General features: G+C 66.6%; 14 protein-coding genes. 8 read left to right on the top strand and 6 right to left on the bottom strand.

The features are described 5' to 3' along the window. Positions 1-68 precede the first annotated feature (68 nt). Positions 69-617 carry an outer membrane beta-barrel protein gene (locus VGV60_17750; GenBank protein ID HEV8703119.1) on the bottom strand — a complete coding sequence of 183 codons (549 nt, stop codon included), beginning with the start codon at positions 615-617 and terminating at the stop codon, positions 69-71. A 284-nt stretch (positions 618-901) separates the two neighbouring features. Here VGV60_17750 and VGV60_17745 point away from each other — a divergent pair, with 284 nt between their 5' ends. The 5 genes from VGV60_17745 to VGV60_17725 all read left to right on the top strand — a co-directional run bounded on the left by VGV60_17745 (position 902) and on the right by VGV60_17725 (position 5634). Then, on the top strand, positions 902-1438 hold the full coding sequence (locus tag VGV60_17745) for a BON domain-containing protein (protein ID HEV8703118.1): 537 nt from the start codon (positions 902-904) through the stop codon (positions 1436-1438). Next, positions 1435-2097, top strand: coding sequence for an OmpA family protein (locus VGV60_17740; protein ID HEV8703117.1), 663 nt, complete (start codon positions 1435-1437; stop codon positions 2095-2097). The genes VGV60_17745 and VGV60_17740 overlap by 4 nt, the downstream gene beginning before the upstream one ends. A 9-nt stretch (positions 2098-2106) precedes the next feature. Further along, complete coding sequence (locus VGV60_17735) at positions 2107-2940, top strand: alpha/beta hydrolase (protein HEV8703116.1); 834 nt, start codon at positions 2107-2109, stop codon at positions 2938-2940. A 64-nt stretch (positions 2941-3004) separates the two neighbouring features. Continuing rightward, positions 3005-4795 (top strand): L,D-transpeptidase family protein, encoded by a 1791-nt coding sequence (locus VGV60_17730; GenBank protein HEV8703115.1) that lies wholly within the window; start codon positions 3005-3007, stop codon positions 4793-4795. A 68-nt stretch (positions 4796-4863) separates the two neighbouring features. Then, positions 4864-5634 (top strand): murein L,D-transpeptidase catalytic domain family protein, encoded by a 771-nt coding sequence (locus VGV60_17725; protein HEV8703114.1) that lies wholly within the window; start codon positions 4864-4866, stop codon positions 5632-5634. A 27-nt stretch (positions 5635-5661) separates the two neighbouring features. On the opposite strand, the gene VGV60_17720 is transcribed toward VGV60_17725, so the two are convergent. The 3 genes from VGV60_17720 to VGV60_17710 form a co-directional block, all read right to left on the bottom strand. Continuing rightward, the gene (locus tag VGV60_17720; protein HEV8703113.1) at positions 5662-6003 is read right to left on the bottom strand and encodes a hypothetical protein; all 342 of its coding nucleotides are present in this window, start codon (positions 6001-6003) and stop codon (positions 5662-5664) included. 61 nt (positions 6004-6064) lie between these two features. Next, positions 6065-7594 (bottom strand): radical SAM protein, encoded by a 1530-nt coding sequence (locus VGV60_17715; GenBank protein HEV8703112.1) that lies wholly within the window; start codon positions 7592-7594, stop codon positions 6065-6067. Positions 7595-7817: 223 nt separating this feature from the next. Next, positions 7818-8528, bottom strand: coding sequence for a class I SAM-dependent methyltransferase (locus VGV60_17710; protein ID HEV8703111.1), 711 nt, complete (start codon positions 8526-8528; stop codon positions 7818-7820). A gap of 68 nt (positions 8529-8596) precedes the next feature. Here VGV60_17710 and VGV60_17705 point away from each other — a divergent pair, with 68 nt between their 5' ends. The 3 genes from VGV60_17705 to VGV60_17695 all read left to right on the top strand — a co-directional run bounded on the left by VGV60_17705 (position 8597) and on the right by VGV60_17695 (position 11698). Further along, the gene (locus VGV60_17705; protein HEV8703110.1) at positions 8597-9304 is read left to right on the top strand and encodes an ABC transporter ATP-binding protein; all 708 of its coding nucleotides are present in this window, start codon (positions 8597-8599) and stop codon (positions 9302-9304) included. Further along, on the top strand, positions 9304-9999 hold the full coding sequence (locus VGV60_17700; GenBank protein ID HEV8703109.1) for a polysaccharide deacetylase family protein: 696 nt from the start codon (positions 9304-9306) through the stop codon (positions 9997-9999). The genes VGV60_17705 and VGV60_17700 overlap by 1 nt, the downstream gene beginning before the upstream one ends. 187 nt (positions 10000-10186) lie before the next feature. Then, entirely contained in the window at positions 10187-11698 is a 1512-nt protein-coding gene (locus VGV60_17695; GenBank protein HEV8703108.1) for a hypothetical protein, read from the top strand. Here the strand turns inward: VGV60_17695 and VGV60_17690 are convergent. After that, positions 11670-12227, bottom strand: a complete 558-nt coding sequence (locus VGV60_17690) for a chalcone isomerase family protein (GenBank protein HEV8703107.1) — start codon at positions 12225-12227, stop codon at positions 11670-11672. The genes VGV60_17695 and VGV60_17690 overlap by 29 nt on opposite strands. 78 nt (positions 12228-12305) lie before the next feature. Beyond that, on the bottom strand, positions 12306-12872 hold the full coding sequence (locus VGV60_17685) for an ice-binding family protein (protein ID HEV8703106.1): 567 nt from the start codon (positions 12870-12872) through the stop codon (positions 12306-12308). Positions 12873-13052: the final 180 nt, after the last annotated feature.

Raw genomic sequence — 13052 nt, 5'->3', positions numbered from 1 at the left:
GGATCGGCCGCGCCCCCGGGATTCGCCCGCTGGCATGCCCGAAGACCTTTTGACGAAACTCCCGGAGCCTACTTGCCCCAGCGCCAGGTAGCGCCCGCGTTCAGGCTGAGACCGTCGAATTTCACGTCTTGTTCGAAGGCGCCGAAACTGATCGACGTGTCCACCTTGCGCCACATCACCTGGGCGAAGAACCGGGCGCTGTCCTGGGCTCCGATATCAAGGCCCGCATCGAGATACACGCCGGACTGGTCATCCACGCTGCCGGGGCTGGTGCTCAGGAAGTAATAGGTGACCCCTGCGCCCATGAAGGGGTTCACTGTCTTATCGGGCATGAAATTGAATTTGAAGCCGCCGTCGACGGGAATGGCGGTGAGGTCGAAGGGCTGGCTGGGGGATTGATCGTCCTTGAATTCGGGGTAGTACGTTCCGTGGAATTCCAGCTCGAACCTCTTCGTCAGGTCGAATCCCACGCGCACGCCCGCTCCCAAGCTGGCGTCGGCGTCCTTTGAATCCCAGTAAGACCCGAAGAGACTGAAGCTGCCCGCCCAGGTCGGAGCGGAGAACAGCGCCAGGATCGCCAGGAGCATCGCGACTTTCCGCACTGTGACGACGTTCATGATTCCCTCCTCTGTTGAAGGACCACGCCATGCGAGGTGGACCGAAAAGCCTCCGGACTATACGAGGGCGGTCCATGGCGAAACAGTGAGACGATTCCTGAAATGCCTGTCGGGAGGTTTCCGACAATCACCGGCAATCCTCGCGGCTGGATTCCGCCTTTACGAATCTCCTGATGCCCTTGTCAGGCATCTCCTCAATTGACGGCGCTTCCGGCGCGCCCTAGAGTGGACGTCTATCTGAGCGCCACACAGTGCGGAGCAATCGTTCCGAAAGGGGTGCAGTCATGAGAGAGCCAAGAACCATTGCAGTGGTCGGGCTCGCGCTGGTCGCTTTCCTCGCCGTCGGGTGCACGCAGACAACCGATGCGACCATCACGGGCATGATCAAGACCAAGCTCGCCGCCGACGGTCGGGTCCGTGCGTCCGAGATCAACGTGGATACGACGAAAGGAGTCGTGACCCTGACCGGAAACGTCGATGGCCAGGAGGCCAGGGACGCCGCCATCAAGCTGGCGCGGGACACGAGTGGTGTCAGCGATGTGAAGGACATGATCTCGGTGCGATCCGGAGCCATGAGCGGCGAAGCCCCCGATCCGAACCTTTCGCTCGGGGAGCGCGTCGATGACGCCGGGATCACGATGCGGGTGAAGGCGCGGCTCCTGGACGATCCCCTCGTGAAGGGACTGCAGATCGACGTCGACACCCGGGACACCGTGGTGTTCCTGACGGGATCGGTGGGGAGCGAGGCCGAGCGGAAGCAGGCGATCGAGATCGCCAGGTCGACCGAGGGCGTGACAGACGTCCAGGCGAACCTCCGATGAACACCTTCATCAGGAAGCACGCAGGATTGGCGTCAGGCATCGCTCTCCTTGCGATGCTGGCGGGATGCACCCAGAGCGCCACGATGCGCGGTACGCAGCGCGACAAGACCCTCAAAGGGGCGGGCATCGGGGCGTTGTCCGGCGCCGCGCTCAGCGTGGCGCTCGGCAAGCGGAAGGCGGACGAGATCCTGGTCGGTACGGCGATCGGGGCGGGGATCGGCGCGGGAGTGGGCGCTTACATGGACGCCCAGGAAGAGAAGCTCGCCAGGATTCCCGGCACGAGCATCGAGCGCGTCAGCAAGGACACGCTGCTGGTCCATTTCGATTCGGACATTCTCTTCGCGATCGACTCCTCGACACTCACGTGGGCATCGCGCGACAACCTCGGGAAGGTCGCGGGCGTCATCGACGAATACAAGAAGACGGCGGTGGTCATTCAGGGACATACGGATTCCACCGGCTCGGAGGCTCACAACCAGAACCTCTCCGAGCGCCGCGCGGGGTCGGTGAAGAGTTTCTTCATCGTGCACGGGGTCAACGAGGAGCGGCTGGCCGCAACCGGCTTCGGCGAGGGAGAGCCCGTGGCCAGCAACGAGACGAATGACGGTCGTCGTCAGAACCGCCGCGTGAACATCCTGCTCAAGGCCAAGGCAGTCTGAGAGGTCATCGTGAACTACATCCAAGTCGACAAGGAAAACTCGGGCAGCATCGATCTCTACTACGAGGATCACGGGCAGGGGAAGCCGGTGGTCCTGATCCACGGCTGGCCCCTGAGCGGCGCATCCTGGGAGAAGCAGGTGCCGGCGCTGGTGGGCGCCGGCTACCGGGTCGTCACTTACGACCGCAGGGGATTCGGCAATTCCAGCAAGCCGACCACGGGCTACGACTACGACACCTTCGCCGACGACCTGCACAAGCTCATGACGAAGCTCGACCTGCGCGACGCGGCGCTGGTCGGCTTTTCGATGGGTGGCGGCGAGGTGGCTCGCTATCTCGGCGCCCACGGCAGCAAGCGCGTGAGCAAGGCGGTGTTCATGTCCTCGACCACGCCGTTCCGGCTGAAGACGCCCGATAACCCGGCCGGCGTGGAGAGAATCGTCTTCGAAGCGATCCAGAAAGGCATCGCCGCGGACCGTCCGGCGTTCCTGTCCGGCTTCCTGGCGAAGTTCTATAACGTCGACAGCCTGAAAGGCAGCAGGATCAGTGACGAGGCGGTGCGGCTGAGCTGGAGCATCGCGGCGGGTGCGTCTCCCAAGGGTACGCTGGACTGCGTCCAGGCGTGGCTCACCGACTTCCGCGAGGATCTCAAGCGCGTCGACGTCCCGACGCTGGTCGTGCACGGGGACGATGACCGAGTTCTTCCGCTGGCCGGCACCGGAAAGCGCACGCAGGAGTGTGTCAAGGGGAGCCGGCTGGTGGTGATCAAGGGCGGCCCGCACGGTTTGAACTGGACGCACGCGGAAGAAGTCAACCGCGAGCTGCTGACCTTCCTCGCGGAATGACGGCACGACCTCTGTCGTAAGTGCAGGCGAGTCGGCGGCGACGACCCGGCGCGGGGTGATCTCGATGCGAACTGTCCTCCAGCGCGCCTGGCCCGGACTCGTTGTCGTCCTTCTTGCGGCCGCGGCCTGCGGTCCGCGCGAATCCATACCGGGGCGCCTCCAGGCGCGCCTGAGGTCCATCGCCGCTGGACGGCCGGATCTCTCGCGCGACGAGGTCCAGCAGGCGCTGGCACGGCAGTTGAGGGTGGCCCCTGTTCCGTCGGCGGGCGGAGGAACCCCGTCCCACCCGATCTTCCCGACGCGCGACACACTGACGGAGTTCTACGCCAGCCATGGGCATCGGCTCGCATGGTGCGACGACTCCGGCAGGATCCGCCCTTCGACCACGACCCTGCTCGATGCGCTGCGACGTGCGGGCGAACACGGTTTGGACCCGGAAGACTACGCCCTGAGCCGACTCGACCTCCTGGAGGCGCAGATCGGCAAGGGTCCGTTGGACGACGCGGCGGTCGCGCGTCTGGCCGATTTCGATCTGCTCATGACCGCCGCCTTCTTCCGGTATGCGTCCGACCTGTCCACCGGCCGGGTGCACCCCGACGAGATTCGCAACGACTGGCACACGAATCTCCCCGATCTCGATCCCCTGACCAAGCTCGATCGGGCGCTCGAGGGGGACAATCTCCCGCAGTTGCTCGAAGCCTTGCCGCCGCCGCACACCGGCTACGCCCGCCTGCGCGAGGCGCTGAAGGGTCTGCGCGAGATCGACGCGGCAGGCGGATGGTCGGCGATCCCCGACGGCCCCGAGATCGAGATGGGCTCGCGCGGACCGAGGGTCCTCCTCCTGCGTCAGCGGCTCGCAGAGCCTGCGGGGTCGGGAGACTCCGCCACCGGCGCGCCACCGGGCGCGGGAGATCAGTTCGACCTGGCGCTGGCCGACTCGGTCCGCCGCTTCCAGGGGCGGCACGGGATCGAACCCGACGGGAGGCTCGACACAACCACCCTGGCCGAGTTGAACGTGTCCGTCGAGCGGCGGATCCGGCAGGTCGAGCTGAACCTCGAGCGCTGGCGGTGGATCCCGCGCCGGCTCGGCGATCCTCATATTTTCGTGAACATCCCGGGGTTCGACCTCGAGCTCGTCCGAGGCGGGATATCCGCGTGGCGCACGCGCATCGTCGTCGGGAAGGCGTTCACGTCCACGCCGGTGTTCAGCGATCGAATCGTGGCGATCGTGGTCAACCCGCCGTGGAACGTGCCGGAGAGCATCGCCCTTGGAGAGTACCTGCCCGAGCAGCGGAAGAATCCGAGGGCGTTCGAGCGCCACGGCCTTCGTCTCTTCGAGGGCCCGGAGGAAGACGCCCGCGAGGTGGACCCGGCGACCGTGGACTGGCGTGCGCTGGGCAAGGGACACTTTCCCTATCGCCTGCGCCAGGACCCCGGACCGACCAACGCGCTCGGCCGCCTGAAGTTCCATCTCACGAACGATTACCGCATCTATCTACACGACACGCCCACGCGCGGCCTGTTCGGCCAATCGGATCGGGATCTCAGCCACGGCTGCATCCGCGTCGAGAAGCCTCTCGATCTGGCGCGGCAGCTCCTGGGAGAGGAGTCGCAGGGTCTGCTCCGCGAAGCCCTGGCCCAGGCGAAGGAGCGCCACCTGTCCGTCAAGCCGCCGGTGCCGATCCACATCCTTTATTTGACGGCCCGGGTCGACGAGGCCGGCGTCCTGCGCTTCAGTCCGGACGTGTACGAGTTCGATGGACCCCAGCGAGCCGCGCTGGATCGCGTGGCGACTCGGGTTTCAGGCGGGCCGGCGTCGGGCGCGAAGGAGGCCACTCGCCCCCCCGGCCAATAGGGCCGGCACAGGCCACTCGCCATGCTGCGGATGACATCGCGCCCGAACAGCCCTATACTGTCTCCATCATGAAAATCCCTCGGACACTGCTCCTGACGACCCTGCCCCTGCTGGCGGTGGTGCCTCCCACGCGTGCCGCGGGCGCCGTGGCGCTTCCTGGATCACCGGACCCCCCGGCGGCTCTGCCGGCGACCGGCCGGATCGCCTTCGCTCTCGAGCCGACACTGTTCCATGCCGCCCCGACGGTGCGACCCGAGGCCCTTCGGGCAGCGCTTGCCGCCTGGGACGCCCTGCATTCCCGGGGAGAGGTCTCCCGCCCGGTCCTCACGGTGATCGACTACGGTCTGCCCTCGACGATCAAGCGGATGTGGGTGTTCGACATGGACTCTCGCCGGCTGCTCTTCCACGAACTGGTGGCGCACGGACGGAATTCGGGCGAGGACGTGGCCCGGTCGTTCTCGAACGAAGAGGGGAGCCTCATGACCTCGCTGGGGGCGTTCGTGACCGGCACGACGTACAACGGAAAGAACGGCTATTCGCTGCGCCTGCGCGGGATGGAACCGGGGATCAACGATCGGGCGGAATCGCGGACCATCGTGGTCCACGGGGCACCCTACGTCGGCGAAGAGGTCGCGCACAAGCTGGGGCGACTCGGTCGCAGTTACGGCTGTCCTGCCGTCCGCCCCGCCATCGCCCGGACACTGATCGACCAGGTCAAGGACGGTACGCTCCTGTACGCCTGGCACCCGTCACTGGACAAACCGGCGGCGCCGGCCGGCGCCGCGTCCACGATCGCGGACCTTGGCCTGCCGAATGGCCGGTGGCGCCACGGGCGCTGATCGCCCTCGCGCAGTGGGCCCTGGTCGCTACGCGCGAAAATACTCGCGCACCTTCGCGGCGACCTGCCGATCCGTCATCCTGTCGACTGTCTCCACGGCGACGACGCGTCCGTCGATCTTGTCCTTCTCGAGTCGTTTCCTCAGCTCCCCCTTGGCCTCGCCCGGGCCGAAGATCAGGATCGCTTCCGCAACGTGAATGGCCGCTATCACCGCATCGTAATAGGCGCGTAGATGGCCCATGAATTCTCTCTCGCGGCTGTCATCGGCCTGGACTCTCTGCGATTCATGGGGCCCCGACGAGATTGCACCGGGGTGCTTCTCGACGTGTGATTCAATCACCCGGGTCTCTTCCCCTTTGTCCGAGACCATCGCGATCACGGCCCTCCGATGGTCGATCCACAGACCTGCGATTGTTTTCATGGACTGCTCCCTAGGTGACGGCTCGGGGCCCGAGGAGACGGTCACCCTGGACCAGCCGGTGGACATCGAGGAAGGTGCCCGGATCGGTCAGGGCGCGCAGCGCCAGCGGGGCCTTCGCGAGACGCCGAATCAGCCACGGAGATTGAAACACCATCCGAAGGGCCTGGCGCTCGGCGTCGAGACTGAAATACATCTGGTTCGCGGCGCGGAACACGCGCGCCACCTGTTCGTAGAACTCGCGGACGTCGAGGCGCGTCGGCGTCAGGGCGGTGAAGAGAGAGAAGGCGGGATGCGAAACGGCGCTCCTGTCGGCCAGCTCCGGAGACTCCTTCAGGGATTCCGCGTAGAGGTCGGTGCCCGGCAGCGGGGTCGCGACGGTGAAGTTGGAGGTCCTAATCCAGCGCCGGTGCGCCTTCAGGAAGCGGACCATCTCGTCGAAATAGGCGCGAGTTGCGTCGCACGGGATGACGAACTGGGCCGTCACGATGGCTCCGGTCTCCGCGGCGCGACGGATCGCCTCGATGTTCTTGTCGACCGTGTTGCGCTTGCTGAAGCTCTTGAGTTGATCGTCCGTCACCGCCTCGACGCCGAACAGAATTCTCTTCAGCGCTCCGCGCCGGATCCAGGCCTTGAAGCGATCCTCCTCGCGCAGGTAGAGGTCCGTCCGGGTCTCGACCGTCAGCCAGAAATCGCCACGGCGCGGGAGAAAGTCCGACGCCATCCATTCCAGGAGCGGATCGTAGAGTTCCTGGATCTGCCTCTCGCTGGCCTGCATCCAGATGTCGTCCGCGAAAAAGAAGGCGCGGATGGCGGGGGGTAGCGAATTGAAGTCGTGCTGGACGTTCGCCAGGGATGCGAGTGAGACTTTACGCCCGTGCGTCTTCCAGACGGTACAGAAAGTGCAGTCGTAGGGGCAACCCTCGCTCGTCTGCCCCATCCCGGTGGGCCGAAATCCCTGGAAGTACTCGCGCCAGTAACGCTTGGGGAGAAGGTGCCAGGCGCATGGGTACAGGCTCGCCAGGGGCGCCACGGGCGGCCCCGGGTCGAGGACCCAGCGTCCATCGTCCCGGTGGAAGAACCCGGGGAATCGCGTCGGGGCCCGTCCCGCCTCACGAATCTCGGCGGCCAGCGCCGCGAAGGCAGCGTCGCCGTTCCGGAAGCAGATCAGATCAGCCGCCGAGTCCCAGAATGACGCGGGGTCCTCCGAGGGAGCGGTTCCTCCGAGGACGATGGTGGTCGCGGGGGAGACGCTCCGGATCGCCGCGGCCACGCCGATCGCTTCGTCCCCGTTCGAGGTGAAGGTGAGGGAGATCCCTGCGAGGCCGGGCGGATCGCGGCGGACCCGGTCCAGCAGTCTCTCCTTCTCTCCCGCGATGCGAAGATCCGCGATCTCCACGTCTTCCGCCTGCCCGAGCTGGCCGGCGAGACGCGCCTGCGGGAGGGGAGGGTAGTTTGCGACGTTCGGGAGGCTGAAACGACGGGTGACCGGGTTGATGCCGGGCTCGATCAGGATCACTCCGCGTCGCCGTCCGGGGATCATAGGGACATCCATTTTATTCCCCGCTTCCGAGCACCAGATGGTCGACGAACGGCTTCGGGGCCGCGGCCCGCCCGCGGGACCAGGGAGGAGAATCGATCCCGGGGCCGCGTCATGGCACGAAAGTGCCGGCCGCAGCACGACTTGAACGAACCGCAGACCTTCGAAGCGGCCCGCCTCTCCTTCGTGGGCGGGTCCGCGAGTAAGGCCGCCCCCGACGCGGGTATCAGGAATTCCCTGAATTGACCCTTCCCTGGCCCGCCGCCGGTTCCAGGCTGGCCACGAGAAGCACGTTCCCGGGGTTCAGCGGACTCGCCACGTCGTCCGCCACGACGTGAAAGCCGATCTTGACGAGGGCGGTCTGCAGCTCCGAGATGGGCCGGAAACGGACCGCGGGTCCCCGGTTCCATCCCATTCGAGTGATCCACGCCTCGACAATCCGGGTGAAGCGCGCGCCGCCCGGGCGGGCTCCGTCCCCCTCCCGGATGAGCAGGCGACCGCCCCGTCCCAGCGCCGCCCGGCAGCGCTCGAGAATCTCCTCCTGTCTGTGGGCGTCGTAGTAGTGGAGCACGTCTACCAGGGTGATGACGTCGCAGGCGGGCACGGCGAAGGCATTCAGGTCGCCTTCGACGATTTCCACACCCGGGAGGCCGTGCGACGCGTGCAGCCCGCAGCGCACCTTCTCCGGATCCCAATCGACCCCGAGCGCCTGACGTCGTTCGCCGAGCTCGCCGAGCAGCACCGGGAGCATCCCGAGGCCGGAGCCCAGGTCCACGGTGAACGTGTCCTGGCGGATATGCCTCGCGATCGCGCGGTAGCACGGGTCCAATCGGTATTTCACGCGCGTGTACCAGCGGAACCGCGGGTGAAGCCCCGCATAGCGTGCCGTCGCGGCCTTGAACGCCCGCTCGATGGGATCGTGCTCGCCGCGGATCACGTCTCCTCCGTATCGCCAGGGAATTCTATCAGGGCGCCATTCCCCGGTATTCGGTAGAATCCACCCTGATGTCAGCCCCCCCCGCGCCCCGCCGCCCAATCGAGCCCGAGTCGGCTCCGCCGATCTTCGAGGCATCGGGGCTTCGCAAGGCATACCGGCTGGGCGCCACCACGATCGAGGCTCTCCGCGGCGTCGACCTCGTCGTCGAGAGGGGCGAGTTCGTGGTGGTCGCCGGGCCCTCGGGGTGCGGGAAGACGACGCTCTTCAACCTGCTCGGCGCACTCGACGGGCCGGACTCCGGGATCGTGCGTTTCGAAGGGAGCGACCTGGGCCGGATGACGCCCGGCGAGAAGACGCTGTTCCTGAGGCGCAAGGTCGGATTCGTTTTCCAGTCGTTCAACCTCGTCCCGGTGCTCACCGCCTACGAGAACGTCGAGTACCCGTTGTGGATCGACGGCCTGCGCGGGACCGAACGTCGGCGACGGACCGAGGATGTGCTCGCCTCCGTCGGTCTCGCCGCCCGCATGCGCCAGAGGCCCGACCAGCTCTCGGGCGGGGAGCGCCAGCGGGTCACGCTCGCGCGCGGGCGCGTTCACGAGCCGCGCGTGATCCTCGCCGACGAACCCACGGCGAACCTCGATTCGAAGACGGGAGCGGAGATCGTCGACCTGCTGGCCCGGACGAACGCCGAGCGGGGCACGACCTTTGTCATCGCCACCCACGATCCGGCCATCGTCGAGAGGTCGCCACGCACGGTCCGTCTCCGCTCACCTTGATGGACTTCTTCGCGCCGGGCGCCAGGAACCAGCTGACCCCATCGACCCCGCCAGATAGTTCCCCGCGCGCACGCGACTCCTACAACGACCCGCTGCGCGTCTGCGCCCCAGAACCAGCCGCAGATCCGGCGACCACCCCCCGGGCTCTCGACATGCTCGACGCCCGCGGGGCGCGCTCGACGTTCTTCTGCATCGGGCGGCGCGTGGAGGCGCACCGCGAACTGGCCGCGGAGATCGCGCGGCGCGGCCATCGCGTGGAGAACCACTCCCACCGGCATCGCAACGCCTTCTGGTTTCTCCCGCCGGCGATGCTGCGCGACGAGATCGAGCGCGCCCAGGAGGCGATCGCCGCGGCAACCGGGCACGCGCCGCGCCTGTTCCGTGCGCCCGCGGGGATCAGGAGCCCCCTGCTCGAACCGGCGCTCGCGCGGGCGGGGCTCGATCTGGCGGCCTGGACTCGGCGTGGCTTCGACACGGTGACCGGCGACGCCGGCCGGGTCCTGGCGCGACTCGTACGCGGGCTCGCCCCCGGCGACATCCTCCTCCTGCATGACGGTTCGAGCGCGCGAGCAGACTCGGGGGGCGCGGTGCTGCTGGAAGCATTGCCCCGCCTGCTCGACGCGGTCGCGGCGGCAGGGTTGAATCCCGTGCCCCTGGAGCCACCGACGGCGGGTGAGGGAATCAATGAGGGATGACCACCTCCGTTTCAGGGGCTCCCTGACTCCAGATTAGGGACCGTCCTGATTGCCGGACGAGCCAGATGGATCCAGACTCGCGCGGTCGGCTCGATGCGATCATGACACTGTGGAGGAACTCTACACGCGTCCATTCCTCCTGGCGTTAGCCGCCGTCACCTGCCTTCAACACGCGACGATTCTGGCCGTGCCGCCCACCGAGCCCGCCGCGCCGGCCTTGCCGCGAGCCTTCGTCGACACCGCGCCGATTCCCGACACCGGGACCATCCATCGCGCCAGGAACGGCGAAGAGTTTCGCCGGATTCTCGGGTTGGCGCAGTCCGGTGACGCGATCGTCCTCGACGCCGGGGCCGTCTTCTCGGGGCCATTCACCCTTCCCAGGAAGCCTGGGAGCGGATGGATCACGATCCGGACCAGCGCCGCGGACAGGCTCCCGAAACCCGGGACGCGCGTCGACCCGTCTCATGCCTCTCTGATGCCCAAGCTCGAGACGGCTACGGAGTCCGTGATCACCGCGGATTCAGGAGCGCACCACTATCGCCTCATCGGCCTTGAGATTCGCCCCAAGGCAGGCCAGCTTCTCTACAATCTGGTCGAGCTCGGCCTGTCCGACAAATCACTGGAGGCGCTGCCCCACCACATCGTCGTCGACCGCTGCTATCTTCACGGCGACCCCAGGCTCGGCACGCGGCGCGGCATCGCCCTCAACGGTCGCGAGATCGCCGTCGTCGACTCCTACCTATCGGATTTCAAGGAGGTCGGAGCCGATTCGCAGGCGATCGCCGGCTGGAACGGTCCTGGTCCGTTCAAGATCGTCAACAACACCCTCGAGGGGGCGGGGGAGAACCTCATGTTTGGAGGGGCGGACCCGGCGATTCGTGACCTCGTCCCCTCTGACATCGAAATCAGGCGCAACCTCTTCCGGAAGCCCCTGTCGTGGAAACAGGGGGATCCCTCCTTCGCGGGGACGGCCTGGACCGTCAAGAACCTGTTCGAGCTGAAAAACGCGCGCCGTGTCCTCGTCGATGGGAACGCGTTCGAGAACAACTGGGTCCATGGGCAGTCGGGGTTCGCCATTCTTTTCACCGTCAGGAATCAGGACGGCTCGGCGCCGTGGTCCACGGTCGAGGACGTCACGTTTACGAACAACGACGTGCGGCACACGGCCTCGGGCGTCAACGTGCTTGGTACGGATGACGCCGCGCCGAGCGGTCCCACACGGCGTATCGCGATAAGGAACAACTTGTTCGACGACGTGGGCGGCCCGCGGTGGGGAGGAGGCGGCCGGCTCCTCCAGCTCCTGAACGGCGTGGCGGACCTGGCCTTCGAGCACAACACCTGCCTCCACACCGGGAACATCGTCACGGCGGAAGGAGCGGTCCATCCCAGGTTCGTCTTCCGCGACAACATAGTTATGCAGAACGAATACGGCGTCACGGGTGCAGGGAAAGCTTCGGGCAGGAGCACTCTCGAGGCCTTCTTCCCCGGTGCTCGGTTCGTCCGGAACGTCATCGTGGGAGGCGACGCCTCGGTTTATCCCCCCGGCAACTTCTTCCCAAGGTCGGTCGACCAGGTCGGGTTCATGGACCGCGAACGGGGCAACTACCGCCTGGCGAATTCGAGCCGCTACACGCGGGCAGCGACCGGCGGGAAAGACACGGGCGTCGATTTCAGCGAAGGCCGAGCAGGCCCGCCTTGAGTGCCGGGCTCGGCGTTTTCTTCCCCAGCCAGGTGGCGAACAGGGAACGGGCGAAGGCGGCCCCGGGAATCGTGCCTCGGATCTCGTCCTTGACGGCGACGAGGACGCCAGTCCCTGGCAGGTAGGTGAAGGCGAAGGTGTCGCCCTTCGCGACCCTGGTCGGCATGAGCCCGTGGAACGCGGCGATGCCAGCCTCCAGGGCTGCGAAGTCTCCCCCGGCATTCTCCTTGAAACTCTCGTCCCAGGCCTCGAGCAGGTCTTCGCGACCGACTGCGCGAACGAAGACCAGGACGACCCGTTTTGTCCGCTCGGGGCGGAGGATGGCGTCGGCGTCCAGCGACGTCTCCTCGAGGTAGAGCCCGGCGACGTAGATCTTGACCCTGAGCCAGGTCGCTCTGCGCAGCCCCATGCCGTTGAGGACGAGCGTCCGCCCCTCGACCGTCGCCAGGTCGGGGAGTGTGACCCCGGCACGCTCTGCGGCCCGCACCGGCATTGCAAGGCACGCCGTCAGGCACGCCGCGAGGGCCATCCCCCCTCGGATTGACATGATGCGCCTACAACGAGGCGCCGGGGCCGCCGGCACGAGCAGCGTAGTGTCGAACGCCCATCACGGTGTGACGGAATTGGATTGCATCGTCACCGCGCCATCCCGTGCCAGAGCTCGGCCGTTCAGGGTTGCGCCGGTATTGAGCGAGATCGATGCCTGAGCCAGGATGGTTCCAGCGAAATCGGCCGTCGTTCCAAGGGTTGCCGAACTGCCGACCTGCCAGAAGACGTTGGCCGCCTGGGCGCCGCCGCTCAAGATCACCTGTCGACCGGACGCTACGGTCAGGGCGGAAGCGATCTGGAAGATAAAGACACCGTTCGAGTCGCCCAGCGCATCGAGAGTGAGATTGCCCGATGATATTGCGAGCGAGGACGTGGACTTGTAGACGCCGGGAGCGAGGGTCTGCCCGCCCAGGTTACCGGCCACGGTGGCGTCGGCCGGTCGTCCGGCGGCGTCGTTGTAGGCTGAAGTCAGGCTGGACTGGGCCGCATCTGCCGGAGCAACCCCAGCATAGATCGACCCGGAGACGATTCCCGGACCGAATCCCTCGACCGCGGTTCCCGGCCACACGCCGAGATCCCCGGTCACGCTGGTCGGGCCCGTATTGGTGACCGTGGTATGTGCCAGGACCGCGAAATCGTTGCGCCGTCGATTGCTCCGAGCGATACCGGGGACTGAATGCTCAGAGGAGACGTCGGAATGACGCCAGGGATCCCCATTTTGTTGTCATCACTCTTGTTGCAGCCGGCAAAGCAGGCGACCAGCACCAGGGCCATCATGCTCGGATAGTTCCGACGATTGCGCATG

It is taken from the genome of Candidatus Polarisedimenticolia bacterium (assembly GCA_036001465.1).
Lineage (GTDB): Bacteria > Acidobacteriota > Polarisedimenticolia > Gp22-AA2 > Gp22-AA2 > Gp22-AA3.
The sequence above is the reverse complement of the archived record's forward strand: the minus strand, read 5'-3'. Positions and strand labels throughout refer to the sequence as shown.

Bases quoted from the DNA above. Each gene is read 5' to 3' on its own strand.
- VGV60_17750 (HEV8703119.1), bottom strand. From the start codon at position 617: ATGAACGTCGTCACAGTGCGGAAAGTCGCGATGCTCCTGGCGATCCTG.
- VGV60_17745 (HEV8703118.1), top strand. From the start codon at position 902: ATGAGAGAGCCAAGAACCATTGCAGTGGTCGGGCTCGCGCTGGTCGCT.
- VGV60_17740 (HEV8703117.1), top strand. From the start codon at position 1,435: ATGAACACCTTCATCAGGAAGCACGCAGGATTGGCGTCAGGCATCGCT.
- VGV60_17730 (HEV8703115.1), top strand. From the start codon at position 3,005: ATGCGAACTGTCCTCCAGCGCGCCTGGCCCGGACTCGTTGTCGTCCTT.
- VGV60_17725 (HEV8703114.1), top strand. From the start codon at position 4,864: ATGAAAATCCCTCGGACACTGCTCCTGACGACCCTGCCCCTGCTGGCG.
- VGV60_17720 (HEV8703113.1), bottom strand. From the start codon at position 6,003: ATGGTCTCGGACAAAGGGGAAGAGACCCGGGTGATTGAATCACACGTC.
- VGV60_17715 (HEV8703112.1), bottom strand. From the start codon at position 7,594: ATGATCCCCGGACGGCGACGCGGAGTGATCCTGATCGAGCCCGGCATC.
- VGV60_17705 (HEV8703110.1), top strand. From the start codon at position 8,597: ATGTCAGCCCCCCCCGCGCCCCGCCGCCCAATCGAGCCCGAGTCGGCT.
- VGV60_17700 (HEV8703109.1), top strand. From the start codon at position 9,304: ATGGACTTCTTCGCGCCGGGCGCCAGGAACCAGCTGACCCCATCGACC.
- VGV60_17690 (HEV8703107.1), bottom strand. From the start codon at position 12,227: ATGGCCCTCGCGGCGTGCCTGACGGCGTGCCTTGCAATGCCGGTGCGG.